22 protein-coding genes, 1 tRNA gene and 1 pseudogene are annotated in these 24268 nt (G+C 64.1%); 10 read left to right on the top strand and 14 right to left on the bottom strand.

The annotated features are described in order from the left end of the window. Nucleotides 1-241: 241 nt before the first annotated feature. Nucleotides 242-329: transfer RNA gene (locus QFZ40_RS17185), tRNA-Ser, on the top strand. Between the two features lie 78 nt (nt 330-407). On the opposite strand, the gene QFZ40_RS17180 is transcribed toward QFZ40_RS17185, so the two are convergent. Beyond that, nucleotides 408-1325 (bottom strand): oxygenase MpaB family protein, encoded by a 918-nt coding sequence (locus tag QFZ40_RS17180; RefSeq protein WP_306905859.1) that lies wholly within the window; start codon nt 1323-1325, stop codon nt 408-410. 101 nt (nt 1326-1426) lie between these two features. Next, nucleotides 1427-2887, bottom strand: a complete 1461-nt coding sequence (locus tag QFZ40_RS17175) for an MFS transporter (RefSeq protein WP_306905858.1) — start codon at nt 2885-2887, stop codon at nt 1427-1429. A gap of 85 nt (nt 2888-2972) precedes the next feature. Here QFZ40_RS17175 and QFZ40_RS17170 point away from each other — a divergent pair, with 85 nt between their 5' ends. From QFZ40_RS17170 to QFZ40_RS17155, 4 genes and pseudogenes are all read left to right on the top strand, one after another. Then, a complete protein-coding gene (locus tag QFZ40_RS17170) occupies nt 2973-3350 on the top strand; it encodes a MarR family winged helix-turn-helix transcriptional regulator (protein WP_306905857.1) in 378 nt (125 codons plus the stop codon). Nucleotides 3351-3756: 406 nt separating this feature from the next. Continuing rightward, nucleotides 3757-5109, top strand: coding sequence for a M23 family metallopeptidase (locus QFZ40_RS17165; protein ID WP_306905856.1), 1353 nt, complete (start codon nt 3757-3759; stop codon nt 5107-5109). Between the two features lie 78 nt (nt 5110-5187). Beyond that, the gene (locus QFZ40_RS17160) at nt 5188-5676 is read left to right on the top strand and encodes a glutathione peroxidase (RefSeq protein ID WP_306905854.1); all 489 of its coding nucleotides are present in this window, start codon (nt 5188-5190) and stop codon (nt 5674-5676) included. Between the two features lie 159 nt (nt 5677-5835). Further along, a pseudogene (locus tag QFZ40_RS17155) lies at nt 5836-6766 on the top strand (phosphodiesterase). Nucleotides 6767-6845: 79 nt separating this feature from the next. On the opposite strand, the gene QFZ40_RS17150 reads toward QFZ40_RS17155, so the two are convergent. Together QFZ40_RS17150 and QFZ40_RS17145 are read right to left on the bottom strand one after the other, a co-directional pair. Continuing rightward, nucleotides 6846-8468 (bottom strand): stealth family protein, encoded by a 1623-nt coding sequence (locus QFZ40_RS17150; protein ID WP_306905853.1) that lies wholly within the window; start codon nt 8466-8468, stop codon nt 6846-6848. A 74-nt stretch (nt 8469-8542) separates the two neighbouring features. Beyond that, nucleotides 8543-9472, bottom strand: coding sequence for a hypothetical protein (locus QFZ40_RS17145; RefSeq protein WP_306905852.1), 930 nt, complete (start codon nt 9470-9472; stop codon nt 8543-8545). 150 nt (nt 9473-9622) lie between these two features. On the opposite strand from QFZ40_RS17145, the gene QFZ40_RS17140 reads away from it, so the two are divergent. Both QFZ40_RS17140 and QFZ40_RS17135 read left to right on the top strand, forming a co-directional pair. Then, nucleotides 9623-9922, top strand: a complete 300-nt coding sequence (locus QFZ40_RS17140) for a type II toxin-antitoxin system VapB family antitoxin (RefSeq protein WP_306905851.1) — start codon at nt 9623-9625, stop codon at nt 9920-9922. After that, complete coding sequence (locus tag QFZ40_RS17135; protein WP_306905850.1) at nt 9915-10586, top strand: LytR C-terminal domain-containing protein; 672 nt, start codon at nt 9915-9917, stop codon at nt 10584-10586. Before QFZ40_RS17140 ends, QFZ40_RS17135 begins: the two co-directional genes overlap by 8 nt. Nucleotides 10587-10607: 21 nt before the next feature. Here the strand turns inward: QFZ40_RS17135 and QFZ40_RS17130 are convergent, their stop codons facing one another. Then, entirely contained in the window at nt 10608-11258 is a 651-nt protein-coding gene (locus QFZ40_RS17130) for a TetR/AcrR family transcriptional regulator (RefSeq protein ID WP_306905848.1), read from the bottom strand. A gap of 42 nt (nt 11259-11300) precedes the next feature. Then, nucleotides 11301-11999 (bottom strand): DsbA family oxidoreductase, encoded by a 699-nt coding sequence (locus tag QFZ40_RS17125; RefSeq protein ID WP_306905847.1) that lies wholly within the window; start codon nt 11997-11999, stop codon nt 11301-11303. 187 nt (nt 12000-12186) lie between these two features. On the opposite strand from QFZ40_RS17125, the gene QFZ40_RS17120 reads away from it, so the two are divergent. Both QFZ40_RS17120 and QFZ40_RS17115 read left to right on the top strand, forming a co-directional pair. Next, a complete protein-coding gene (locus QFZ40_RS17120; protein WP_306905845.1) occupies nt 12187-13305 on the top strand; it encodes a glycosyltransferase family 4 protein in 1119 nt (372 codons plus the stop codon). 34 nt (nt 13306-13339) lie between these two features. Then, nucleotides 13340-14155: a hypothetical protein gene (locus QFZ40_RS17115; protein WP_306905844.1), complete on the top strand. Its 816-nt coding sequence runs from the start codon at nt 13340-13342 to the stop codon at nt 14153-14155. A 34-nt stretch (nt 14156-14189) separates the two neighbouring features. Here the strand turns inward: QFZ40_RS17115 and QFZ40_RS17110 are convergent, their stop codons facing one another. The 7 genes from QFZ40_RS17110 to QFZ40_RS17080 form a co-directional block, all read right to left on the bottom strand. After that, entirely contained in the window at nt 14190-15191 is a 1002-nt protein-coding gene (locus tag QFZ40_RS17110; protein ID WP_306905843.1) for a sugar phosphate isomerase/epimerase family protein, read from the bottom strand. Between the two features lies 1 nt (nt 15192). Beyond that, on the bottom strand, nt 15193-16407 hold the full coding sequence (locus QFZ40_RS17105) for a Gfo/Idh/MocA family protein (RefSeq protein WP_306905842.1): 1215 nt from the start codon (nt 16405-16407) through the stop codon (nt 15193-15195). 56 nt (nt 16408-16463) lie between these two features. Next, the gene (locus tag QFZ40_RS17100; protein WP_306905841.1) at nt 16464-17303 is read right to left on the bottom strand and encodes a carbohydrate ABC transporter permease; all 840 of its coding nucleotides are present in this window, start codon (nt 17301-17303) and stop codon (nt 16464-16466) included. After that, entirely contained in the window at nt 17296-18309 is a 1014-nt protein-coding gene (locus QFZ40_RS17095; RefSeq protein WP_306905840.1) for a carbohydrate ABC transporter permease, read from the bottom strand. The genes QFZ40_RS17100 and QFZ40_RS17095 overlap by 8 nt, the downstream gene beginning before the upstream one ends. Nucleotides 18310-18371: 62 nt before the next feature. Further along, nucleotides 18372-19745 (bottom strand): ABC transporter substrate-binding protein, encoded by a 1374-nt coding sequence (locus tag QFZ40_RS17090; protein ID WP_306905839.1) that lies wholly within the window; start codon nt 19743-19745, stop codon nt 18372-18374. Between the two features lie 107 nt (nt 19746-19852). After that, nucleotides 19853-20977, bottom strand: coding sequence for a Gfo/Idh/MocA family protein (locus tag QFZ40_RS17085; RefSeq protein WP_306905838.1), 1125 nt, complete (start codon nt 20975-20977; stop codon nt 19853-19855). After that, nucleotides 20974-21714 (bottom strand): sugar phosphate isomerase/epimerase family protein, encoded by a 741-nt coding sequence (locus tag QFZ40_RS17080; protein WP_306905836.1) that lies wholly within the window; start codon nt 21712-21714, stop codon nt 20974-20976. The genes QFZ40_RS17085 and QFZ40_RS17080 overlap by 4 nt, the downstream gene beginning before the upstream one ends. Nucleotides 21715-21892: 178 nt before the next feature. Between QFZ40_RS17080 and QFZ40_RS17075 the strand changes: the two genes are divergently transcribed. Continuing rightward, nucleotides 21893-23104 carry an ROK family transcriptional regulator gene (locus QFZ40_RS17075; RefSeq protein ID WP_306905835.1) on the top strand — a complete coding sequence of 404 codons (1212 nt, stop codon included), beginning with the start codon at nt 21893-21895 and terminating at the stop codon, nt 23102-23104. A gap of 14 nt (nt 23105-23118) precedes the next feature. On the opposite strand, the gene QFZ40_RS17070 is transcribed toward QFZ40_RS17075, so the two are convergent. After that, on the bottom strand, nt 23119-24078 hold the full coding sequence (locus QFZ40_RS17070; RefSeq protein WP_306905834.1) for a D-2-hydroxyacid dehydrogenase family protein: 960 nt from the start codon (nt 24076-24078) through the stop codon (nt 23119-23121). Nucleotides 24079-24268 lie beyond the last annotated feature (190 nt).

Raw genomic sequence — 24268 nt, 5'->3', positions numbered from 1 at the left:
TGGGTATGTACACCGATTGGGGCAATCTCAAGATTGTGAGCTGCGGGGCCTGGCTGGAGGGCCGGACCCGGCAGCTCAACGTTGTACCGTGGAATGGACGCATTGGGGGCGTCCATTTTGGCGTTAACGCGGCCGGCTGTGGAGTCGGGCCCGATCTCCGTCTGCATGGCGCCTGCGGCCCAATTGGGCGATGCCGGGAAGTTCAGGTATTCTAGTATCTGCTTTTGATTCGGAAGCAGCTGGAGAATTCGCCTAGCGGCCTATGGCGCACGCCTGGAACGCGTGTTGGGTTAACGCCCTCGGGGGTTCAAATCCCCCATTCTCCGCCAGCCAAAAACCCGGCCCTGACATTGTTAGGGCCGGGTTTTTGCATTAACAAAACAATAGCTATTCTCACTCCGGGCGGGCTAAGTCTCCTGCAGATATCCAAGCCTCCGGAGCCGCCTCCGGGCAGCCTGCTCGCTGGGGCCCTCACTGCCGAGGGCAAGGCGGACGACGGCGAGCGTGACTTGGGTGGCCAGCTTCACCGGAAGCGGCACGGGGCCCAGCCGCGGCGTGGTGAGTCCCAGCATCGCGCGGTACTTGGGCTCGAGGCTGTACACGGCGCCGGCAAACATTATCCGGTAGCCAGGGCGAAGGAGCGGGTGCAGCGGCGGGTTTCGGATGAACTCAACGGTCTCCGCGACGCGCGCGTCCACGAGGAGATCACCGCTGGCATACCAGCTGTCCAGCTCCTGGCGCATGTCGGCTTCGGTGAGCGGCGGATCCTCCACCCCCATCAGCCGCCCCGCCTGTGCCCATTCCCTGACATAAGCATCCGGCCCTCCTGGAATGGGTCCGCCCCAGATCTTGTGGGCCGAAAGGAAGGCGTCGAGAAAGGCGATGTGGACCCAGCGGGCCAGCTCGGGATCGTTGGCGGAGTAGCCCCGCACCGTTCCGTGCCCGTCGCTGTAGTTTCCCTGGACAGGCTCATGCAGGCGCCGCAGCCTTGCGGAAGCTTCCTCGGCCGCTGCCTTGGAGCCATAAGTGACGGTGAAAATCCAGCGGATGGTTCGCGCCAGCCTGCCCAGCGGGTCCTCCCGGAAATTGGAATGCTCATGTACTCCGGCGAGGGCACCCGGGTGGAGGGCCTGCATCAGCAGCGTGCGGATACCGGCAACGATGGTGGGCATGGATCCGTGTACCGCCCAGACCGCCGAACCCGGGAGGTGGTATCCGGCGTCGTCCCCTTCGGCCAGCAGCGGAACCCAGTCAGGCAGGGCTTCGGGGCTGCCGGTGAACGCACGCTTCAGTTCACCCTGCCATTCCCTGAGGAGATTGCGCATATTCCTATTCTTACCCACTCCCTGCCCTCGCTTGCAGGCTTGCGGGCGGACAGGCTGCGGGCGTTGACCGGCTGTAGCCCGTGCCGCGTTCAGTGAGGCGGTCAGGCGACGGCGGCGGCCTTCTTCCGTCGGCGGGACGGAGCCGCGGCGATGAGGAGGGCGGCGATGGCAACGGCGCCGCTGAGAATGAGTCCGGGACGGTATTGCGCCAGCATTGCTGCTGCGTCGTGGGTTTGGGCTGCCGGATGCCCCTGGCCCGAGATCAGTGCTGTGGTCACCGCAAGTACAAGAGCGGCGCCCACCTGGGTGCTGGTCTGGATCAGCCCGGCCGCCAGGCCCTGCTCCGAGTTGCGGATGCCCGCTGTCGCCTGGACGTTGATGGAAGGGAACGCCAGGGCGAATCCGATGCCGAGCAGGATGACCGAAGGCAGGATGTCGGAAGCGTACACGGGGGTTGTTCCCACCCGGAGGAACAGGGCATATCCCAGCGCCAGCGAGGCCAGTCCTGTCACGATGAGCCTGGGCGCTCCGAACCTGTCAATGAACCGGTCGGCGAAGGGCGCGGTGGCCACCACCAGGAGGCCTGCGGGAAGAAGCGCCAGCGCCATGCTCAGCGGATTCCAGCCGAGGACGGACTGCAGGTACAGGGTGAGGATGAACTGGAAACTGAGATAGGAGCCGAAGAGACCGACGGCGCTCAGGTTGGCGCGGGCCACCCACCCCTCCCTCAGGATGCTGAACCTGATCAGCGGGTGCTTCACTCGGTTTTCGATCACGGCGAAGGCTGTCAGGATTGCGGCCGAAACTGCGAAACCTGCGATGGTTGCCACGGAGCCCCAGCCCTTTTCCGGAGCGGAAACAAGTGTGTAGACGAGTCCCAGCATTCCTGCGGCAAGCGTTACAGCGCCCCACACATCGTGGCCGCTGTCCTGTTCCTGGTCCGCCGGGTTGTCGCGCGGGATGTACTTCAGGCCGAGGAGGACCACGGCGACGGCGAACGGCACGGAAACGAGGAAGGTCCAGCGCCAGCTCATGCTGGTCATGAGGCCGCCAACCACCAGCCCCAGCGAAAACCCGCTGGCACCGAAGGTGGAGAAGATTGACAGAGCGCGGTTTCGCTCGCGGCCCTCGGCGAAGTTGGTGGTGATGATTGAGAACCCCGTGGGCGCCGTGAAGGCTGCGGCCAGGCCCTTGACGAAACGGGTTGCGATCAGGACCGTGGGGTCATCCACGAGTCCGCCCAGCAAGGAGGCGGCAGCGAAGACGCTGAGCGCGATCAGGAAGATCCGACGGCGGCCCAGCAAGTCGGCCATCCGGCCGCCAAGGAGCAGCAGGCTGCCGTAACCCAGCACATAGGCGGACACGATCCATTGCAACGATTCCGTGCCAAGATTCAGCTCCTGCCCGATCGACGGAAGTGCCACGCCCACCATGGATACGTCGAGGCCATCGAGGGCAAGAACGGTGCAGAGGACCAGCAGCAACATCCATTGCGCACGAGTCCACACTGCAGGCGCGGACGCGCCGGGTGAGGTCTTTTGGAGAGTGGAGAGTGAGGTCATAGCGAACAATCTATATGACGCGTCATTGAATGACAAGGAATATTATGACGTGGATTTTATCTCCATGAGCAACTAGAATCACGGTATGGCAACACCTAGGGACCGTCAGCTCGTCGAGGAGTGGCGAAACATCCAGAGCGCCTATTTCCGGACCGCGGGCGCGATTGACCGCGAGCTTGAGGCGCGGTTCGACATCGGGTTGAACGAGTTCGAAATCCTGGACCTCGTCGCCGACAGTGTGGAATCCGCCTGCCGGATGAAGCAGCTGGGGGAGCGCACCCCGATGACGCAAAGTGCGATGTCCAAAGTGGTGGACCGGCTGCAGAAGGCAGGCTTGCTGAGCCGCAGCTCCTGTCCCGATGACCGCCGCTCCTTGTACCTGGAGCTGACCGACGCCGGACGCGCGCTCCATGCGAGCGCTGCGGCAGTGCACCGCTCGCTCCTTAAGGAAAGCCTGGGCTAATCCGGAGAAGCCTGGGCTGAGCCCACCCCGAGCTTAAGCGGCCGTCAGCGGCCCCTCACTCATATCCACAAAATGTCCCCAATTAAGCCGGACCGGGGTTCACAGGGCCCGGCCCGTTGTGTTCCCATGGGAGGGTATGCTCGTCCGGATTGGGGTCCGACGGGTCGATCCGGGAGTCAAACGAGTGGGCAATCATTGGGGATCCGGCCGGGATAGGGAGTTTGCGGGAGCCTGTGCTGCCGTCGTGCGGATACTGGCAGTCACAGTGTTTGTCGCCGCCGCATGTCTTTTCACCGCTGGATTCCCTTGGGCGGCCAAGCACCCGGGCGGAGCGGCGTCTGGAAGTGTTGGCTCCAGCACCCTGGGTTCCGGGGCGGGGGCCACGGGGGCGCCGGATCCCGGAGGCATGACGGCTGCTGCAGTTGGGGCCGATGCCGCAAATGGCCTCCCCGGCAGCATTCAGACCGACGCGCGGGCGCTGGTCCCGTTCAACCGGACACTGATCCGGACCGTTGCGAAAGACGGGCGGCACCAGCTCAACCTCGCCTCCGCGGCTCTTAAGCGGCCCCCGGAGGGATCCCTCATGGCGCCACTTGAAGTCCTTCATCCGAGTTCGCCCTTCGGCCTGCGCGTAAGCCCGCTTAGCGGGTCTGCCGGGGACTTCCATCTGGGACAGGATTTCGCAGCGGCCTGCGGAACCAGGGTGTACGCCGCGGACAGCGGCCTTGTGCGGGCAGCCGGCTGGCACCCCTGGGGCGGCGGCAACAGAGTGGAAATTGACCACGGGAACGGACTCATCACCACCTACAACCACCTGGAAGCCATCGCAGTGCACACCGGCGATTCGGTGCAAGTGGGACAGGTGATTGCACGCGTCGGCACTACAGGGTGGTCCACGGGCTGCCACCTGCACTTCGAGACCATCCTCCGCGGAAAGCACACCGATCCGACCAACTGGACGTTCCTCCCCATAAGTCAAGTGGATGAGCTCTCCGATATCGCTATGGTCAGCTACGCGGCCATCACCACGGATCCATCCCAGGCGCCCCACTGGGCAATTCCGGTTGCCCCCGATCACAGCCACACAGTTCTGGGCGGCGAACACGAATTCCTCCAACCGCCCGTGCCGGACCAGACCATCGTGCCGGCAGCACAGCAGGACGCGGATCCTGGCACGCCGTCGTGGTCAAGCCCGACGCCGACGGAGACGTCCTCAGCCTCCCCCTTCGCCTCTCCTGAGGATCCGACGGCGACGGGCACTGCCACGTTGCCCGCTGAACCGCCGGCCCCGCCGGCGACGGAACCCGCCGCTCCCGATCCGAGCGGGACGACGACGATTCCCACGGCACCGGGCACTGCCACGTTGCCCGCCGAACCGCCGCCCCCGACGGCCACGGAGACTGCCGCTCCTGCTCCGACCCAGACGACGATCGTTCCCGTGGAGCCGGTGCCTGTGGCGCCCGCTCCTGTGGAGCCCGTTCCTGTCGCGCCGGTTCCTGTGGCGCCCGCTCCTATGCCGCCCGCTCCTGTGGAGCCCGTTCCTGTCGCGCCCGCTCCTGCTGATCCGGTACCTGTCGCTCCCGCTCCCGCGGAGCCCGTTCCTGTGGAGCCGGTACCTGTCGCTCCCGCTCCCGTGGAGCCCGTTCCTGTAGAGCCGGTTCCCACCGTGCCGGCCCTGGCTCCACCTGCGGCGCCCTCCACCACAGACACGGCAGCAGGTACGGCCACGGTAGCCGGTACTGCTACCTCAGGACCTTGACAGGAAACTCCCAGCTAGGGTGCTTAGGTTTGATTGTTGGAAGCACATCATGCACGACCAACATCAAGGACAGCGCCCGTGACCTCCCTCTACTCCATCCCACTGACCCTTAACGACGGCACCCAGACCGACTTCGGCCGCTTTCAGGGGAAGGTGGTGATGGTCGTCAACGTTGCCTCGAACTGCGGATTCACGCCGCAGTACACCGGGCTGGAGACGCTCTATGAAAAATTCCAGGGCCATGGCTTTGAGATCCTGGGCGTCCCCTGTAATCAGTTCGCGGGCCAGGAGCCCGGCAGTGACAGCGAGATCGTCGAATTCTGCCAGCGGAACTTCGGTGTCACGTTCCCGCTCACGCAGAAGGCCAATGTTCGCGGCAAGGACCAGCACCCGCTCTACGCGGAGCTGACCAAGTTCAAGACCGGCGTTCTGCCAGGCCTGGTCAAGTGGAACTTCGAGAAGTTTCTGGTCAACCGCGACGGCGAAGTAGTGGCACGGTTCGCGCCAACCGTCGAGCCGGACTCAGCAGAGGTCATCGACGCCGTGGAGAAGGCACTCGCCGCCTAGAGGTCGAAGGGGACCGCACCAACGTCAGTCAGCGTAATTCTTAATCTTTTTTCAACTTGGCCGCTGCAATTCACCCTAAGTTTGCCAATTGTCTGATTGGATTAAGTGTACTGAGAGGTAGAAGGGAAACGCCGTTTCCCACCGACCACAAAGGCAGCAATGGAGCACATCGAGGCCGAACACCCCCGGCCACGCCACTTCCTACTCCACCTGAGCGATCCCCACTTGATGGGAGGTCCGGACCCTTTGTACGGCGCCATCGACAGCGAAGCCAAGCTCATCCAGCTCTTTGAGGAAGTGCGCGCTTCCGGGGCCAAGCCCGAGGCCGTGATCTTCACCGGAGACCTCGCAGACAAAGGCGATCCGGAGGCTTACACCAAACTGCGCGCCATCGTGGAGCCCGCCTGTGAGGACCTTGGCGCCAAGGTCATCTGGGCGATGGGCAACCATGACAACCGCGCAAACTTCCGCACCCTGCTGCTGGACCAGCCCGGGAGCGACGCGCCGGTGGACCACAGCTACTTCATCAACGGCCTGAGGGTCATCACCATGGACACCTCGGTCCCGGGATTCCACCACGGAGAACTGAGTGAGGGGCAGCTGGACTGGCTGGCCCGCGAACTGGCCACCCCCGCGCCTGACGGAACCATCCTGGCCCTGCACCACCCGCCGGTCCCGTCGGTCCTGGACCTGTCCGTGCTCGTGGAACTGCGCGACCAGGCCAGCCTCGCAGCCGTCGTCCGCAATTCAGACGTCCGGACCATCCTGGCCGGCCACCTGCACTACTCCACCACGGCGTCCTTCGCGGGCATCCCCGTCTCCGTCGCCTCGGCGTCGTGCTACACACAGGACCTTAACGTGCCCGTCGGCGGCACCCGCGGACGTGACGGCGGCCAGGCCTTCAACCTCGTGCACGTCTACGAACACACCATCGTCCATTCGGTGGTTCCCTTGGGCAGCACCCCGACAGTGGGGGAGTACGTCACACCCGGAAGAGACTGCCGAGCGCCTGGCGGCAGCCGGTGTCCGCATCCCCGAGAAGGCAAAGCCCGTGGGCGGCGCCAGGGTTCAGTTGCGCTCCGGCAGCTAAGAGCGCCCGCGCCTTCCCTGTGGAAGGTTTCCCGACGTCGGTTTCCAGACGTGGGGTTTCCTGGGTCAGATTTCCTGGGTCAGATTTCCCACGGAGCTTTGATCGGGAAGTACTTCTCCAGGAAGTCGGTCACGAGCTGCGCCCGTTCGTCCGCGGGAACTTCCGGAAAGCTGCCGTCATTCAGGCAGAAGAAGTCCATGTTCCGCTTGGATAGCAGCTTGGGCAGATAGTTCAGCCCGGCACGCATCGTGGTGTCCACGTAGCGCACCTTGGCCGCGGTCTGGGTGACGGCCAGGCCGGTGAGCAGCGCGTAGTAGTGGTAGAACGAGTTCGTGACCGAGATGTTGTCTGCGGCGCGGAACCGGCTCGCCGCCGTTTTCCTGAATTCCTCCGGGAACTCGCGCTCCATTTGGGCCACGACGCTGCGACGGAGCGGTGCGGCGGTGTGTTCGAGGTGGCGGGTGGTGATCCGGCCGAAGCGGTTCCACAGCAGCTTGCGGTTGACCCGTGCGGCGTTCTCGAAGCCGCTGCGCTCCGCTGCATTGTCTCCGAGGCCGATCCGGGTCTCGGCCTCAATGAACTTGGTGATGCCGCCCGGGGTGAAGAACAGGTCCGGGCTTACCGGCCGGCCGAAGAACATATCGTCATTGGAGTACAGGAAGTGCTCCGAGAGCCCCTCGATGTTATGCAACTGGCATTCCACGGCCTGGGAATTGTGCGTCGGCAGCACCGACGGGTCCGAGAAGAATTCCTCACTGCGGATGATGGTCACGGAGGGGTGCTCCGCCAGCCAGGCCGGCGCGGGAGAGTCGGTCGCAATGAAGATCCTGCGGACCCACGGTGCAAACATATAGACGGAACGGAGGGCGTATTTCAGCTCGTTGATCTGGCGGAACCGAGCCTCGTGGTCATCGCCCTCGCCCAGCACCACGCCTTCCATCTGTGACCGGCGGGCCGCGATGTACTCAGGCGAGCTGCCGTCCACCCAGGAAAACACCAGATCGATATCGAAGCTGATGTCGCTGGCATGGTCAGCGAACATGTTCTCAATGGTGGGCCAGGTGTGACCGTACCGTTCCACCGTTCCACGCACGGCGTCCTGGCTGAGCATGGTCCGCCGGGTCAGTGAATTCTCGATGGGAAGGATCAGCTGTTCGCCTTCAAAGCTCCACAATTCCAGCTGGACACCGGCGGAGGATCCGAATTCGAAGCCGCCGTCGGGCTCGACCCGGGGCCGGTACAGGCGGAAGATTCGAGCCTGTCGGTTAGGGGAGAGCTCGCCATCCGCAACCAGGACCGAGGATTTCTTCTTGGCATCCACGGTCATCGAGTAGACCGGTTCGTTGCGGCAGGCTTCCACCAGTGCGGCCCGCAGCGTCTTCCGGTCCTTCCAGTCCAGGGCTATGACCGGACGGTCGCTGTTGCCGCGGACCAGAAGGTAGTCCAGGCCGGCGCCGGCCAGGACGTTGCGTAAGAACAGCAGGTCCTCCACCATTGCCTGGTACGGCGTCCTGTTGTGGTTGATAAGGGCGTACCTGCCCTTATGTCGGACGACGTCGGGGCGGTGCTTGAGGCGCGCCTCAGCGGCGGGCGAGGTCACCTCTGCGTGTGTGCGCGCTTCGACGGATGCCTGTCCGCCGTAGTAGATCTCTTCCTGAACCGGTGCTTCTGTAATGGTTGTCTCCGTGCTGCTAAATGGCATGATTTCCTCTCTGCATAATAGCCCTGCCCCGAAAACGGCAGGCATCGGTCGGGTCCCGTCCGGGCCGGCTGTGCTCAGCCAGCCAGTTCTTCGCGCCAGCTGCGCAGGAAGGCGCCGCCGGCGTCGTCGTGGATCACGTCCGCTTCCAGACCCAGATCCGTGGCCGTCAGTACGGCGTAAGGCTTCACGGGGACTCCATCCGCCGGGCGGACATCCACGTGCTTTACCTGGTGATCGTTGTGGTGAAGCCAGTCTGCCATGGCATAGTCCGTACGCGAGTCCCCAACGGTCCGCCACGCCTGTGGAGTGATGCCCTGCGCGGCCAGCAATTCCACCGCCCGGCTGGCTCCGAGGTCCTTGCCCAGCCGCACCGATTCTATGTCCGTGGAGATGATGGTCGGATCCACCCTGTAGTCCACCTCGTCGTCGGAGTTCGGCGCGTGGTGATCCAAGCGTACGACGCCCAGCCCGTGGCGGGCCATCAGGTCCATGGCGTCGGAATCGAAGAGCTTCTGTTCAGCGAGGTATTCCTCGGCTGCCACCTCAATGTGCTGCTCCACCGACACCATGGCGCGCTTGGTCTCGTCGAAGAACATGTGTGAGGCGTAGTCCTCGGCCACCATCCTGCGGACGTCATCCCCGTAGGCTTTGGGTACCGCCAGTTCCCGGTCCACATGGATGGGTCCGGGCCCGGCGGCGGTGTAGCTGAACCAGACCGCGCCCTTCTCGCAGATCGCGTGGATGACTGTCCCGGCGGGCATCCCGGCGGCGATCATTGGTTCCATCACCTGTTTCCGGATGAAATGATCGGAGCGGCCGGTGTTGAAGACGACGGGAATGCCGGCGGTGGCGAGGGCCACCAGGTCTGCAATGATTTCCGATTTCACGTCACGCGTGACCGGGCTGGCGACGGGACCGTCGACGTCGAGCAGTAATGCAAGGGACGGAGCGGACGGCAGGCGGACACCGGGTGTGGAACCGGCAGGGAACTCGGGTGCAGTCATGGCTCCATTGTGTCAGCCGGCCACGGCTGTCCCTGCAGCAGCCTGCGGAAGTGCCCGGGGATATGACACATGGTCACTGTTTGGCTACAACCTTGGAATGCCCCGGGCAGGATACTTCTTTTGCGCTGCCAAGCTGCCTAGGGTGGCAGGGTGATATTCAAAGCTGTGGGCGAGGGACGCCCTTACCCCGACCATGGTTACAGCACGCCCAAGGAGTGGGCCGCGCTCCCGCCGCGCCCGGTCCGGCTGGACGAGCTCGTGACAACCAAGCGCACACTGGACCTCGAAGCACTCCTGGCTGAGGATTCCACCTTCTTCGGCGACCTCTTCCCGCATGTGGTGCAGTACCAGGGCGTCCTTTACCTGGAGGACGGCCTGCACCGGGCAGTGCGTACCGCGCTCCACCAGCGCACCGCCATCCACGCGCGCGTCCTGGTCATCGATGGCTAGGAAGGCCAAGGACGTCAGCGTCCTCCACGGCCACCGCGTTGTCACCGGGCCCGAACTGCGGGCCACCTTCGAAACCGAGCCCGACCCGGACGACTCCGCCCGGCTGCGACGCCGGGTGGTGCACGGAGTGGTGCTGGTCCTCCTGGTAGGCATCATCGTCGCGGCGATCATCACCGCGCTCGCCATCATCAGCGGGCAACTCAAGATCCCGACGCCGGAGGCCAGCAAGCAACCTGCGGCCGTCTGTCCCACAGCAACTTTCGACTACACACCGAATGACAAGATCAACCTGAATGTCTATAACGCCACCAGCCGGGCAGGTCTGGCGCGCACCGTGGCGGACGAGTTCGCGGCCCGCAAGTTCGTGGTAGGTACGGTTGCCAACACACAGGACGCGTACCGCGGGGTGGCGGCAGTGGTGTCAGGGGCGGCGGGACAATCCGCTGCCTTCAGTGTCCAGCGCAACCTGCCGGGGTCGGACTATTTCCAGGACGGGCGTACAGACGCCAGCGTGGACGTGATCCTCTCCGCGGACTACAAGGAGCTTGCCCCGGCCGACCGCGTGGACCAGACCCCCGGCCAGCTCAGCTGTCCCCGCGAAAGCAAGCGGGTCGCCGACCCCGACAAGTGGCCTGTCATACCGACAGCAGGCGCCACGCCCTGAAACACGTGAGCGGGGACGGGCTCAGCCCGCCACCGCAGGGGACTGCCCGACTCGTACGGGACGGCCGTCGTCGTCGAATCTTGCTCCGGCGCCCAGCTGGATAAAACGCACTGTGCGGGCGATCCGGGCCTCAAGTTCGAGGGGTTCGTCGCTGCCGCGCGCCGCGCTGGAGGACAGGGTGCCGTGGATCAGTTGGGCCTGCTGGGCGATGTCGGCTTCAGGAAAGTATCCCTGCTCCATGCCGTCGCGCAGGATGCCCTGAAGCATGACACTTAGCTCGCTCACATGGTCGGCCAGCCTGGCAAAGGAGGACGGCGACATCACCGCTGCCATGGCCGGTCCAGGTGGCAGGTGGCGCCGGCTCAGGTCCTCCACCTGGGCGCGCACGTACAACGCCAGCCGCTCCACCGGATTGTCCAGCCGGTCCAGGGCTTCCCGCAGCTCTGCGAGGAACCGTTCGGTCTCGACCAGGGCATAGGCAATGAGGAGTTCTTCAATGTCCGCGTAGTAGTTGTAGACGGCCGTACGGCCCACACCAGCATGACGCGCGACGTCCGTCATGGTCAGTCCGGGGAGGCCATGGGTGAACAGGAGCTCGCCGAATGCAGTCAGGATCCTGCGCTGCGTCTCCGCGCGTTGGGCCCCGTTGCTGGCCGCCGTAATCTTGGGCATGCAGACACTTTACCCCGATGTGTCAGTAAACCACCGCATAGCCTAGACGGCGCAGCCATTGGGGCCGCAGGAGTCGCCGTCGGAGGTGTCGACCAGGACCAGCGGATGCGTCTCCTGCCACGCCTGGTTGAGTGCAGCGGTGAACGTCTCGGCGGGCTGGGCACCGGACAGACCGAACTTACGGTCGATCACGAAGAACGGCACGCCGCTGATACCCAATGCACGCGCTTCCTCGAAATCGGCCCGGACATCATCGGAGTACTTCTCCGTGGTAAACAACTCGGCCACTTCCGCGGCACCGATGCCCAGGTCCCGGCCCAGTGCAGTGAGATATTCCCGGCTCCCGATGTCCTTGCCGTGCTCGAAGTGGTCGCTGAGCAAGCGTTCCTTGGCGGCGTCCTGTTTTCCGTAGGCTGCCGCCAGGTGGATCAGGCGGTGGGCTTTGAAGCTGTTCGCAACCACGATGGTGTCGAAGTGGTAATCCAGCCCTTCGCCCTTGGCCTGGGCCGACACATGCTCGAACATCCCGGAGACCTGCTCCCGGGACAGGCCCTTGCGCGTGCTCAGGTAGTCCAGTTCAGTGCCGTCATAGTGGTCCGGAAGGCCGGGATCGAGTTGGTAGCTGCGCCACTTCACCTCCACTGAGTCACGGTGCGGGAACTCAGCCAGGGCAGCCTCAAAGCGTCGTTTGCCGATGTAGCACCACGGGCACGCGACGTCTGACCAGATCTCAATCTTCATGGTTGCGTCAACTCCGGAACCCCTTCAGCCATTCCATGCGCACCTGTTGCATTGGTCACATCGGGCCTTGTCTCGGGAGCATTTTCGGACCATAGTCGGAACCAGAGGTTAAGCAGATGCCTCCGCAACAACATTTAGGCGCTTGGCCTCGGGGGGAGACTGATCTGCCACTCTCCTGGAGGTTTGAATGCGGATAGGACTTATTGCCGCGCCCTGGATCCCTATTCCCCCCGTCACGTACGGGGGCATAGAAAGGGTTGTGGATTCGCTTGCACGGGGCTTCATTGCCGCGGGGCACGAAGTGTTACTGGCCGTAGCGTCTGACAGCACCTGTCCGGCGCCCATGGTCCCGGGTATGAGACCCTCAGAGCCGGCGGAACTAGGATTTTCGCTCTCTGAACTCAGCCACGTCATCAGGGCGTATGAGGGCCTGACTGAGGTGGACATCATCCATGACCACACACTGGCAGGGCCCCTTTGCGCCCGCAGACCCCCGGGTGTCCCGGTTGTCACGACCATCCATGGGCCGCTCACACCGGCAGCGGCTGATGTGTACCGTGCGATGGCAGGGGATACAGCCATCATAGGAATATCCCGGGACCAGGCCTCGCGGGTGCCTGATGTTCCTGTCACCCGGGTCATCCATCATGGGATGGATGTCTCCGCCGTCCCGTTCGGGTCCGGACAGGGCGGCTACGTCTGCTTCGTCGGGAGGATGTGTCCTGACAAGGGCGTGTACGAGGCCATCCAGATCGCACGGGCAGCGGGAATTCCGCTGCGGCTGGCCGCCAAAATGCGCGAACCCGAGGAAATTACCTATTTCAACGAGGTCATTGAACCTCTTCTGGGATCCAACGAGGAGTTCCTTGGCGAACTGGGCGACGACGACAAATACCGGCTGATGGGTGAAGCTATGGCCTTCCTCAATCCGATCCAGTGGGCGGAGCCTTTCGGCCTGGTCATGATCGAATCCATGGCTACCGGTACGCCGGTGGTGGGGACCCCCATCGGATCCTCCCGAGAGATCGTGGACCACGGAAGGACCGGCTACCTTGCCCCTACCGAGGAACTGGCGGCGCTGCTGGGCTCCGTCGGAGCTCTGGACAGGGGCCTGTGCAGGTCGCGGGCGCTTAAGTACTTCAGTACGGAAAGGATGGTGAAAAACCATCTGGATTTGTATTCCGCGCTCCTGGAAAAGAATCCGGCCAAAAGGGTGACGGCCAGCCCGTCCTTGCAGCAGAATCGTGTACCGGGAGCCGTGACCAGGCCCCCAGAATCGAGCGCGATCTCCACCCGGAGGCCATGAGGAAGGACCACCGGCCGGCGCGATAAACTGGATCATGACTGGTGCCCCTGCCCGTCTCCTGGCATGGCTCGTCGTCCTGGCGACCTTCCTTGGCGCCTGCGCGCCCTCGATCGGCCTCGACGACGCGACCAATCGGCCGATTCCCGCCACGTCTGCAGCGGCAACCGCCGACGGCGTCGCTCCCGTCCCTGACCGGACTGCCCCCGAGCAGACTGCGCCGCCCCCGACACCGGTTCCGGCGCCGGTGCCCCAACCGTTCGCCCTCAACCTCTACCAGGAGGGCGACTTCGTGCCGCAATACACCTTCGACTGGTGTGTCGGGGCGAGCATCCAGATCGCGCACAACCTCCTCGACGGCACGGGCGGCGGCACCTGGGCGGACCGCGCCCAGCAGGGCGGCCTGTGGGAGATGGCCCGGGCGCGGTCGTCCAACTCGTTCAACGGTGCCAACCCGTTCGGTTGGGCCCAGGTCCTGACCGAGGTCGGGATGGGGCCATACGGCGTGGTCAGTATCCCCGTTTACGAGGACGCGCTGCGGACAGCAGCGCGCGCCATGGCGGAGACCGGCAGGCCTGTCGGGCTGGTTATGTGGCGGGGCCGCCACGCCTGGGTCATGAGCGGGTTTGAGTCGCTTGGCGATCCTGCCCGGTTCCCGGAATTCTCGGTCACCGGCATCCGCGTTCAGGATCCGCTCCACCCATACGGCAGCGCGGAGTGGGGTCCGTCGCCGGCGCCTAACAGCCTGCTCGCCCCCGAGCAGTTGGCAACCCAATTCGTGGTGCGCGAGCCGCGGCGCTGGAGCAGCGATCTGCCGACCGGCTACTTGCTGGTGCTACCGCTTCAGGCCTGATAGGCCTATCAGGCCTATCAGGCCAAGCCCGCTGCTAGTCCTTGGTGCTGAAGGCGGCGTCGAAGGAGGTTTGCGAGGCCGGGTAGTCGTACTTTTTGAGGGCGGCGAGGGCTTCGGGGGCGCCGTGGAGGCGGTCCATGTCGGCGTCTTCCCATTCAACGGAGATGGGTCCGGTGTAGCCGATGGCGGTGAGGGCGCGGAAGGATGATTCCCAGGGGACGTCACCGCGCCCGGCGGAGACGAAGTCCCAGCCGCGCCGGGGATCGCCCCAGGGCAGGTGGGAGCCCATCACGGTGTTCCGGCCGGTGAACCGGAGCTTGGTGTCCTTGCAGTCCACGTGGTAGATCCGGTCCTTGAAGTCCCAGATGAAGGAGACGGGGTCGATGCCCTGCCACATGAAGTGGGAGGGGTCCCAGTTCAGCCCGAACGCTTCGCGGTGGCCGATGGCTTCGAGGGTGCGGACGGTGGTCCAGTAGTCGTAGGCGATTTCGGAGGGGTGGACTTCGTGGGCGAAGCGGACGCCGCATTCGTCGAAAACGTCCAGGATCGGGTTCCAGCGGTCCGCGAAGTCCTGGTAGCCGGCGTCGATGACTTTTTCCGGGACGGGCGGGAACATCGCGACGTACTGCCAGATGGAGGAGCCGGTGAACCCGACGACGGTGTCCACGCCCAGGGCTTTGGCGAGGCGGGCGGTGTGCTGCATTTCCTCTGCGGCACGGGTCCGGACGCCTTCGGGGTCTCCGTCGCCCCAGACTTTGGATCCGACGATGGCTTCGTGGCGGAAGTCGATGGGGTCATCGCACACGGCCTGGCCCTTGAGGTGGTTGGAGATGGCCCAGACCTTGAGGTTGTATTTCTCCAGTACGGCGAGTTTGGATTCGACGTAGCCGGGTTCCTCCCAGCGCCAGGCGTCCAGGTGGTCTCCGGAGACGGCGATTTCCAGGCCGTCATAGCCCCAGCCGGACGCCAGCCTGGCGACTTCCTCGAAGGGGAGGTCGGCCCACTGGCCGGTGAACAGGGTAAACGGGCGGGACATGTCAGGCTCCTTCGAAGGGGGCGGTGCGGGCCGGCGGGCCTGCCAGTTGGATGATTGAGCTTTTCGCGGCTGCAGATTCTTCGATCGCGTTCAGGACCCGCTGGACGGCCAGCCCGTCCTCGAACGACGGCGACGGCGCAGTTCCTCCGTCAATGGCCAGCAGGAAGTCACGGATCTCGTGGGTGAACGTGTGCTCCCAGCCGATGATGTGGCCCTGGGGCCACCATGCTTCAAGATACGGGTGCTCGGGCTCGTTGACCAGGATCCGGCGGAAGCCCTGCTCCCGGATGGGGGCGGTGGCGTCCAGGAATCCGAGTTCGTTCAGGGTTTCCAGGTCGAAGAGAATGGAGCCCTTATCGCCGTAGATTTCAAGCTTTAGCGAGTTTTTCTGTCCTGTCGCCACCCGGGAGACTTCCACTGAGGCGATGGCCCCGGAGGCGAGGGACAGCGTTGCCCAGGCGGCGTCGTCGACAGTCACGTCCTCAAGGCCCTCGGCGCCGGGCCTCCGGTTCACGAATGTGTGCGTCCGCCCGGAGACCTCTGTGACCTGGTCCCCGAGCAGGAACAGCACCTGGTCGATGGCGTGGGAGGCGATATCTCCAAGCGCGCCGGAGCCCGCGGTTTCCTTTTTCAGCCGCCACGTCATGGGGCTTGTTTCGTCGGCTAGCCAGTCCTGCAGGTAGGCGGCGCGGATATGACGGACTGTTCCGAGCCGGCCTTCGGCGATGAGTTCCTTCGCGAGGGCAAGGGCGGGGACGCGTCGGTAGTTGAAGCCCACCAGGGACTGCACGCCCCGTGCCCGGGCTGCCTGGGCGGCAGCGGTCATGGCTTCGGCCTCGGCCAGGGTGTTCGCGAGCGGCTTCTCCAGCAGGACATGCTTGCCCGCTTTCAGTGCAGCGATGGCTATCTCTGCATGCATCCAGCCCGGGGCGCAGATGTCCACGACGTGGATGTCGTCGCGTTCAATCACCGTGCGCCAATCGTTGGCTGTTTCAGCCCAACCATACTTTTCGGCGGCCTCCGAGACCGCGGCGGCATCCCTGCCCACCAGGACTTTCCGCTCGAACGCCGGAACGTCGAAATAACTGGCGACGTTCCGCCACGCATTCGAATGGGCCTTGCCCATGAAGGCGTAGCCGATCATTGCCACCCCCAAAGGTGACTTGCGGCGGGTTGTGGCGGCTGGCGCCGGTGATGGCGTGTTCGCCGTCGTCATAGTGGTGCTCCTCAATTGGGATGTTCTGTGGGTGGTGCTTGCAGCAGCTACGTTGGCTACTTCACGGCGCCGGCTGAGAGGCCCGCTACCAGATGCTTCTGGACCAAGATGAACCCGATGAGCACCGGCAGGCTGACTACCACGGAGGCGGCCATGAGCTGGTTCCAGAACACGTCGGATTCGCTGGCATAGGCCTTGAGCCCGAGCGAGAGCGTCTTGGTGGCTTCGTTTGTCAGGACCGACGCAAACAGGACTTCTCCCCAGGCGGAGATGAAGGAATACACCGCCACAGCGATGATGCCTGGTTTGGCGACGGGAAGAATCACCCGGATGAGCGCGCCCATCCGGCCGGTGCCGTCGATCATGGAGGCTTCTTCGAGCTCCTTGGGGATGGAGGCAAAGTAGCCGCTCAGCATCCAGATGGCGAACGGCAGGGTAAACGTCATGTACGTGATGATCAGCCCGAGGTAGGAGCCCTGCAGCTGAAGTCCGGTGAGGTTCCGGATCTGGGTGAAAATCAGGTACAGCGGGAGCAGGAACAGAATGCCGGGGAACATCTGGGTCGACAGGACTGTCAGGCTGAACGCCCGCTTGCCTTTGAACTGCAGCCGCGCGATGGCGTATGCGGCAAGGACTGCTACCGTCACCGAGCAGAGGGTAGCGCAGACGGTGATGATCAGGCTGTTCTGGAAATACTTGGCCAGCGGGACGGTGGTCCAGATGTCCAGGTACGGGGATGCTGTGATTTCGCGCGGGATCCACTGAAACAGTCCCGCGACGTCCTTGAGGGGCTTGAGCGACGTGGAAACCACCACGTAGAGGGGGATGGCGACCCAGAGGCACAGGACGGTCAGGACCACGTTCCTCAGAATGCGGAAGTTGCGGGTCTCAATCATTGTCGGCCCCCTTGGGCAGCACCATGCGGATGTAGAAGACGGAGGCGATGAACAAGGCGATCAGCAGCAGGACGCTCATGGCTCCGCCCAGGCCGAAGTTCCAGCTGCCGAACGAGTTCTGATAGATGAGCGGTGACACGAGGGTTGCTTCCTTGGGAGACGATGCACCGAATAAAACGAACGGGACGTTGAACTGGTTGAAGGTCCAGAGGGACATCACCATTAACAGCACGCCGTTGGCCGGACGCACCATGGGCAGCGTGATGGTGCGGAACTGCTGCCAGAGCGTGGCGCCGTCGATCGCCGCCGCTTCGTAGACCTCGTGGGGGACATTCTGCAGGGCCGCCATCAGCATCAGGAATGCGAACGGCCAGAGCTGCCAGATGTTCACCACAATCATGGCTCCGAAGGAGTTTTGGCCCAGGAGCCAGAACGGCCGTTCGTCTCCGAACAAGTGGAACGTATCGACCAGGATCTGGTTCACGGCACCGTCACGCTGGTTGAACATGAAGGCCCACGCGATGGTGCCGACGTAAGCCGGAAGGGCATAGGGGACCAGGAAGAACGTGCGCAGGATGGCCCGGCCCTTAAAGTTGGAGGACAGGAACACGGCTCCCGCCATGCCCAGGATCCAGGAGAAGCCGACTACCAGGACGGTGTAGCCGAGCGTGCGGCCCACCGTGCTGAAGAAAGCCTGCCCGATGGTGCTTTCCGGGTTGAGTCCATTGACGAAGTTCTGGAGGCCCACAAAGGGGGCATTGAGCCAGTTGGTGAGGTTGAGCTGCGTCAGGGAGATGAACGCGATCCAGATGCCCAACAGCATCGGGCCGATGTGGATCAGGATTTCGAGGATGGCGGCCGGGAGGATCAGGCCATACGGTAGGAACGAGCGGCGGGGCTTCCGTGGTGGCTGCCCTATGGCGCCTCGCGGCCGGCCGGGTGCGGGATCAATGGCAGGCTTACTGCCCTTAGCGGCGGTGCCGCTGTCCAAGGCTGAGTGGGACATGTGAACTCCTTTGCCGGGGTGCGGGGCCCTGAGTGACAGCGCCCCGCACCCTCCAGACTTAATTACTGGGCCGCAGCCATCTGGTTGTTGGCGTCCTTGAGGGCTGCCTCTATGTCTGCGTCGGACACGGATCCGGTTGCAGCCTTGGCAAAGAGGTTCTTGATGGCGGTGCCTGTCAGCGTTTCCATCTGCCCCTCCTTGGCGATGAGCGGCATGGGCATCGCGTGGTTGGCCAGGGCATCATTCTTGGCCTTGACTTCGGCGGTCTGGAAGGCGGTGTCGGACGATGCGCCTGTGACGACGGGCAGGGAGGAGTATGCCTTGTTCAGGGCAACTTGCTCGGCGTCGCTGGTCAGGAACCCGGCCAGCTTGATGGCGTTGTCCTTGTTCTTGCTGTTCTTGAAGACGCTTAGATTGATTCCCGCAACGTGGCTCTGAGTGCCGGTGGCGCCGGTCGCCCCGGCCTGCATCATCGGCATGGGGGCAACCCCCCAGTCCTTGAAACCCCGGGCGTCAAAGTTCTTAAGCGGGCTCTGGTCGAACATCATCGCAGCCTTGCCATTGATGACATTGTCGACCTTCTGGCTCCCCTGGCTGATTTCGGCGTCCGACGGCGACATCACTTTGTCTGTTGCCATCAGATCGATGAACTGCTTCACGCCTTCCACTTGTGGATCACTGTCAAAGGTCGGCTTGCCGTCCTTGTCGAAGAGACTTCCGCCGTTCTGCAATCCCCTGATGAAAGCCTGGTGCGAATTCGCCGAAACTGAAGCACCCGCGGCCGTGAACCCCCACTGGTCGGGCTTCCCGTCGCCGTTGGTGTCTTTCGTGAGCTTCTTGGCGTCGGCCACGAATTCGTCCCAGGTCACGGGTGCCTTCTCGATTCCGGCTTCCTTGAACAGCTTCGTGTTGTAGTACATGTTGTACGCCAGCCCGTATAGGGGCACCGACGTCGGGGTCTTGCCTTCTGCGCCGCCGGTGGACCAGCTGGTCTTCAGGAAGCGGTCTTTGCCGCCCACTGCCTCCAGCAGTTTCCCTTCAACCGGTTCGAAGGCTCCGGTTTCCTGCAGCGTCACTGCCCAGGTGTTGCCGATGTTCAGGACATCAGGGCCGTCGCCACTGGTGACGGCGGTCAGGATGCGGTTGTAAAGGTCCGTCCAGCTGATGACCTCAAGATTGACCTTGACTCCGGTCTTCTCGGTAAACCGGTCAAGAGAGGGCTTGAGCTTGGCTGCGGTGTCGTCCAGGCTGTTGCCCTGGTCGGACGCCCAGTAAGTGATGGTGTCGCTGGTGGCCTGCGGGCTGCCGCTGGCGCAGGCACTGAGACCCAGGGCCAGTGATGCAATGGCGGTCAGGGTCGATAAGACTTTCAGGGGATTCTTCATGGTTGCTCCGGTTTTCTCGTCGTCGAGCTGGTGCGGGTGTGGCTGGTGCATAAGCGAGTGATACAAGCGCCCATCCTGGGCGGTCCTGGCAGTTCGTAGCGGGCATGGTAGGCCCTGGTTGCCGGCCCGCTAACCGGGCCGGCAACCAATCCAGTCCTCTAGGCCGACAGTGTTGCTGCGGTGGGGTCCCAGTCCTCCGGCAGGGCCGGTACCGGCGCAGCGGAGCTCTCGACGTCGACGAAGGCACGCGTGTCGATGGACTCTGCGATGGAGGCCATGGTGTCCAGCACATGGAACGCCAGCTCGCCCTGGGCGCGGTGCGGGCGGCCTTCGCGGATGGCGCGGGCCATTTCCAGGACGCCTGCGCCCCGGCTTGCCGTGGAGCCGACGGAAGGTACTGTGGTCCAGTCGTCCGATCCCGTTGCACAAATCCTGACTTCGCCGTCGAACCTGTTGGGATCGGGGAAGGCGATGGTGGCCTCTGTGCCGGTGATTTCAACGAAACCGGCGCGCTTGAGGGGTGAATCGAAACTGAAGATGCTCTGCGCGGATTCCCCGCCCTCGAACTCCAGGATCGAGCTCACATGGGTGGGCACCGTGACAGCGAACTCTTCACCGGCCTTGGGACCCGAACCGATCACACGGGTTTCCTTGGACCTGGAGCCGAAGGCGGCAACCCTGCGGATGCTGCCGAAGGTCTGCACCAGGGTGGTCAGGTAGTACGGGCCGATATCGAAAAGCGGGCCTGCGCCGTCCTGGAACAGGAAAGCCGGGTTGGGGTGCCATGACTCCGGTCCTGGGGACTGCATCAGGGTAAGGGCCGTGAGCGGTGCACCGATGTCACCGCGCTCGATCATGCGGCGGGCTGTCTGCAGTCCGGCGCCCAGGAAGGTGTCAGGCGCGCAGCCAAGGCGCACACCTGCGGCGTCTGCGGTCTTGAGCAGCCCCAGGCCGCTTTCGCGGTCCAAGGAGAACGGCTTTTCGCTCCACACGTGCTTTCCGACGTTGACGGCTTGCGTTGCGACCTCGACGTGGGCTGCCGGAATGGTCAGGTTGATCACGATCTCAACGTCCGGGTTGCCCAGCACCGCCTCCACGCCGCCGTGGACCGGGACGCCATACTCAGCGGCCCTCGCGGCCGCCGATTCCTGGAAGAGATCGCCGATGGCCACCACCTTGACGTCCGGGAAGCTGGTGAGGTTGTCCAGGTACTCCTTGCTGATGACCCCGGCCCCAATGATTCCGACTCCAACCGGCCCTGTTTTCGCTGCGTCGCGGCTCATGCGGATACCTTTCCGGCGCTGAGGTAGTTGTAGCTGTCACGGACCGCGTCGAACATATCGCCCTGGAAGTCGTCGAGTTCAATGACCCCGGCCTCAATGGAACCTGCGGCGGCAATGACGTCCCAGATGGCCATCTTTCCGTCACCCACGGCGGTCTGGCTCGACGGGTCTGAGGTCAGCGGGCCGTCCTTGATGTGGATGAACTTGACGCGATCGCCAAGCCGCGCCAGGAGCTCCGCGGGGTTTTGGCCGCCAACAGCGGCCCAGTAGGTATCGAGTTCCAGCACGACGGCGGGATCAAGGTTGTCCGCCAGGTGCTCCAAGGCGGTCTTGCCGTCGATGACGGACTCAACCTCCCACCAGTGATTGTGGTAGCCGACCCGGACACCGTATTCGGCCCCTTTGGCGGCCGCAGCGTTGAGCTGATTTGCGGTCTTTTTGATGTCTGAGAGAGAGTTCCAACGCTCAACGGGCACATGCGGGTCAATGACAGTACCAATGCCCAGCTGCCGGGCGGCGGCAAAGATTTCGTCCTGGTTTTCCTGGAGCAGTGGCGCGTGGCCCGAGGGGGCGGTGAGATTGTTGTCTGCCAAAGCCTGCTTCAGTTCGGCGGCTTTGGCAACGAAGCGGTAGGGCTCAACCATGGTGAAGCCGATTTCTGCCAGGTGCTGGATGGTTCCTGCGAGATCCTCTTCAAGGGCCTTTCGGACCGTGTAGAGCTGGATCGAGTATGACACTGTCTCTCCTCGTCATTGGGGTTGGATGGCTGCTGCGGTCCTGGATCGTTCCCAGGCCAGTGGGCTGCCTCACACCCAAAGCTAGAGGGACTTCTGCCGAGCGTCAAGCGAAAGTTGAAAATCAATTGTCATACTTTTCAGGCGTGACATACAGAAGGGGCTGTGCTATCACTTGTTCATGAGCCTCATGCCCGGAACAGACACGACTGCCCCTGACAACGGCGGCACTCTCGCGCGGGCCGGAGACCTGTTCCAGCTACTGCGCGACGGCAAGGCGCGGACCCGCGCAGAGCTTGCGCTGACCACAGGTCTGGCGCGTTCCACCGTGGCCTCCCGGATCGATGCCCTGATTCTTTCCGGGCTGGTGGGGCCGGCGGGTGAGGCGAACTCCAGCGGCGGCAGGCCGCCGTCGCGCTTTGCCTTCAATCCGGCGGCCCGCGCGGTGCTTGCAGTCGACGTCGGGGCCACCCACGTCATTGTTGCCGTCACCGATCTGTCCGGGCGCGTCCTGACAGAACAGCGATTGGCGCAGGATGTGGCCGAAGGCCCTGAAACCGTGCTGGACAGGGTAGTTGAAGAGGGCCTTTCCCTCCTTGCGCTTGCCGGGCGGAGCCTGAATGACCTCGCAGGGGTGGGGATCGGCCTGCCCGGGCCCGTGGAGCATGCCACGGGCAGGCCGGTTAAGCCGCCCATCATGCCGGGCTGGGACGGGTTCGACGTCGTCCGTTACGTCCAGCGCTCCCTGCCTGTTCCCGTCCTGGTGGACAATGACGTGAACATCATGGCCCTGGGCGAGCGCACGGCGCACTGGCCCGAGCACGACAATTTCCTGCTCGTCAAGGTGGCCACCGGCATCGGCGCTGGGATCATCAGTAACGGGGAACTGCAACGCGGTGCTAACGGCACCGCCGGGGATCTGGGCCACGTCCGCGTCCCCCGCGGCGACGAGGTGCTGTGCCGCTGCGGCAACTACGGCTGCCTGGAAGCGCTCGCCTCAGGCCCGGCAGTGGCCGCCGGACTGAACCGGCAGGGGATTCCCGCGGCCAAGGGGAGCGATGTGCTCCGGCTGGTGGCTGACGGCAACCTGCAAGCCATCCAGGCCCTGCGCCAGGCCGGGCGCGATGTAGGGGACGTGCTCGCTACCGTGGTGAACCTGCTCAACCCTTCCGTCATTGTCATCGGGGGAAGCCTGGGTCAGGCCGGGGAGCACCTCATGGCGGGTGTTCGGGAAGTTGTCTACAGGCGCTCGCTGCCGCTGGCCACCACCCATTTGCGGATCGGGCCGTCCGTGGCCGGTGACCAGGCCGCAATCCTGGGCGCCAGCCAGATGGTCACCCAGTACATCTTGTCCCCCGCCGTCATCGAGGCCACGCTCCAGGCGACCGGCTAGCATGTCCCAAGCCGCTACCCGGAAATAACCCGGACGGGCGAGCCCGCCAGCCAGGCTTTGACGTCCTCGAAGGCCCCGCCGTAGAACTGCCGGTAGCTCTCCCGGGTGACATAGCCCAGATGCGGTGACAGCACCGTATTCGGCGCGGCGAGTAGCGGGTGCCCGGCCGGCAGTGGTTCCTGGTCGAAGACGTCCAGCGCGGCTCCCCCGATCCAGCCCTCCGTCAGGGCGCGGACCAGGGCATCCTGGTCAACCAGCGGACCGCGCGCGGTGTTCACCAGGATGCCTTCCGGCCCGAGCAGCCGAAGCTCCTGCTCGCCCACGATGCCTTCCGAGCGCGGGGACAAGCGCAGATGCAGGGTGGCGATGTCGGAGTTTCGAAAGAGTTCCTCCTTGCTGACCTTACGCACACCGGCATCCGCAGCGGTCTCGTCTGCCAGGTTCTCGCTCCAGGCCAGAACGTCCATCCCAAAGGCCTGTCCGTAGGCGGCAATTCTGCGGCCGATCTTGCCCAGCCCCACTACTCCCAGGGTCTTGCCCGCGAGTTCGAAACCAACAGTGGTCTGCCACGTGCCGGCGCGCAGGGACCTGTCCTCGGCCGGGAGGTTCCGTGCGATGGCCAGCAAGAGGGCCCAGGTCAGCTCGGGGGCGGCAGTGGGCGAGCCCGAGGTTCCGCAGACCGTGATGCCGTGTTCCGCCGCAGCGGCGATATCGATGGAAGCATTGGCCATGCCGGTGGTCACCAGCAGCTTGAGGCCGGGCAGCTTTTCCAAGACGGAGCGGGGAAAAGGCGTCCGCTCGCGCATGGCAATGACGATCTGCACTCCTGCCAGCGCCGCCACGAGTGCCTCCTGGGAGGCGAACGGTTCCCTGAAGACGGTGATGGACACGCCGTCCTGCTCGAGCGCGGCCCAGTCGGCGAATCCGTGCGCCACGTCCTGGTAGTCGTCCAGGATGGCGAGCCGGTGCTGCATGTGCATTCCTTTGTCCGTTTGTCTGGGCTGTGAGTTCCTAGGCCGTGAATACTGCCGGCGCTCCCGGGGCGCCGGGTTCATGACGTTGGGTTCATCGTATGGCAGGGATTCATCTTCCCGGCCGGTTGGTATGGGTGCCCGCGCGTCCGTGATAGCAATGGGAGTGATGAAATCATGTTTAAAGCCGGGA

It is taken from the genome of Arthrobacter pascens, from assembly GCF_030816475.1.
Classification (GTDB): Bacteria; Actinomycetota; Actinomycetes; order Actinomycetales; family Micrococcaceae; genus Arthrobacter; species Arthrobacter pascens_B.
The sequence above is the reverse complement of the archived record's forward strand: the minus strand, read 5'-3'. Positions and strand labels throughout refer to the sequence as shown.

What these genes read in the sequence shown, in the direction of transcription:
- QFZ40_RS17085 (WP_306905838.1), bottom strand. Translation starts at nt 20,977, where the DNA reads ATGAGCCGCGACGCAGCGAAAACAGGGCCGGTTGGAGTCGGAATCATT.
- QFZ40_RS17170 (WP_306905857.1), top strand. Translation starts at nt 2,973, where the DNA reads ATGGCAACACCTAGGGACCGTCAGCTCGTCGAGGAGTGGCGAAACATC.
- QFZ40_RS17180 (WP_306905859.1), bottom strand. Translation starts at nt 1,325, where the DNA reads ATGCGCAATCTCCTCAGGGAATGGCAGGGTGAACTGAAGCGTGCGTTC.
- QFZ40_RS17090 (WP_306905839.1), bottom strand. Translation starts at nt 19,745, where the DNA reads ATGCACCAGCCACACCCGCACCAGCTCGACGACGAGAAAACCGGAGCA.
- QFZ40_RS17120 (WP_306905845.1), top strand. Translation starts at nt 12,187, where the DNA reads ATGCGGATAGGACTTATTGCCGCGCCCTGGATCCCTATTCCCCCCGTC.
- QFZ40_RS17100 (WP_306905841.1), bottom strand. Translation starts at nt 17,303, where the DNA reads ATGATTGAGACCCGCAACTTCCGCATTCTGAGGAACGTGGTCCTGACC.
- QFZ40_RS17175 (WP_306905858.1), bottom strand. Translation starts at nt 2,887, where the DNA reads ATGACCTCACTCTCCACTCTCCAAAAGACCTCACCCGGCGCGTCCGCG.
- QFZ40_RS17070 (WP_306905834.1), bottom strand. Translation starts at nt 24,078, where the DNA reads ATGCAGCACCGGCTCGCCATCCTGGACGACTACCAGGACGTGGCGCAC.
- QFZ40_RS17150 (WP_306905853.1), bottom strand. Translation starts at nt 8,468, where the DNA reads ATGCCATTTAGCAGCACGGAGACAACCATTACAGAAGCACCGGTTCAG.
- QFZ40_RS17165 (WP_306905856.1), top strand. Translation starts at nt 3,757, where the DNA reads ATGACGGCTGCTGCAGTTGGGGCCGATGCCGCAAATGGCCTCCCCGGC.
- QFZ40_RS17145 (WP_306905852.1), bottom strand. Translation starts at nt 9,472, where the DNA reads ATGACTGCACCCGAGTTCCCTGCCGGTTCCACACCCGGTGTCCGCCTG.
- QFZ40_RS17115 (WP_306905844.1), top strand. Translation starts at nt 13,340, where the DNA reads ATGACTGGTGCCCCTGCCCGTCTCCTGGCATGGCTCGTCGTCCTGGCG.
- QFZ40_RS17135 (WP_306905850.1), top strand. Translation starts at nt 9,915, where the DNA reads ATGGCTAGGAAGGCCAAGGACGTCAGCGTCCTCCACGGCCACCGCGTT.
- QFZ40_RS17125 (WP_306905847.1), bottom strand. Translation starts at nt 11,999, where the DNA reads ATGAAGATTGAGATCTGGTCAGACGTCGCGTGCCCGTGGTGCTACATC.
- QFZ40_RS17130 (WP_306905848.1), bottom strand. Translation starts at nt 11,258, where the DNA reads ATGCCCAAGATTACGGCGGCCAGCAACGGGGCCCAACGCGCGGAGACG.
- QFZ40_RS17095 (WP_306905840.1), bottom strand. Translation starts at nt 18,309, where the DNA reads ATGTCCCACTCAGCCTTGGACAGCGGCACCGCCGCTAAGGGCAGTAAG.
- QFZ40_RS17105 (WP_306905842.1), bottom strand. Translation starts at nt 16,407, where the DNA reads ATGACGACGGCGAACACGCCATCACCGGCGCCAGCCGCCACAACCCGC.
- QFZ40_RS17075 (WP_306905835.1), top strand. Translation starts at nt 21,893, where the DNA reads ATGAGCCTCATGCCCGGAACAGACACGACTGCCCCTGACAACGGCGGC.
- QFZ40_RS17110 (WP_306905843.1), bottom strand. Translation starts at nt 15,191, where the DNA reads ATGTCCCGCCCGTTTACCCTGTTCACCGGCCAGTGGGCCGACCTCCCC.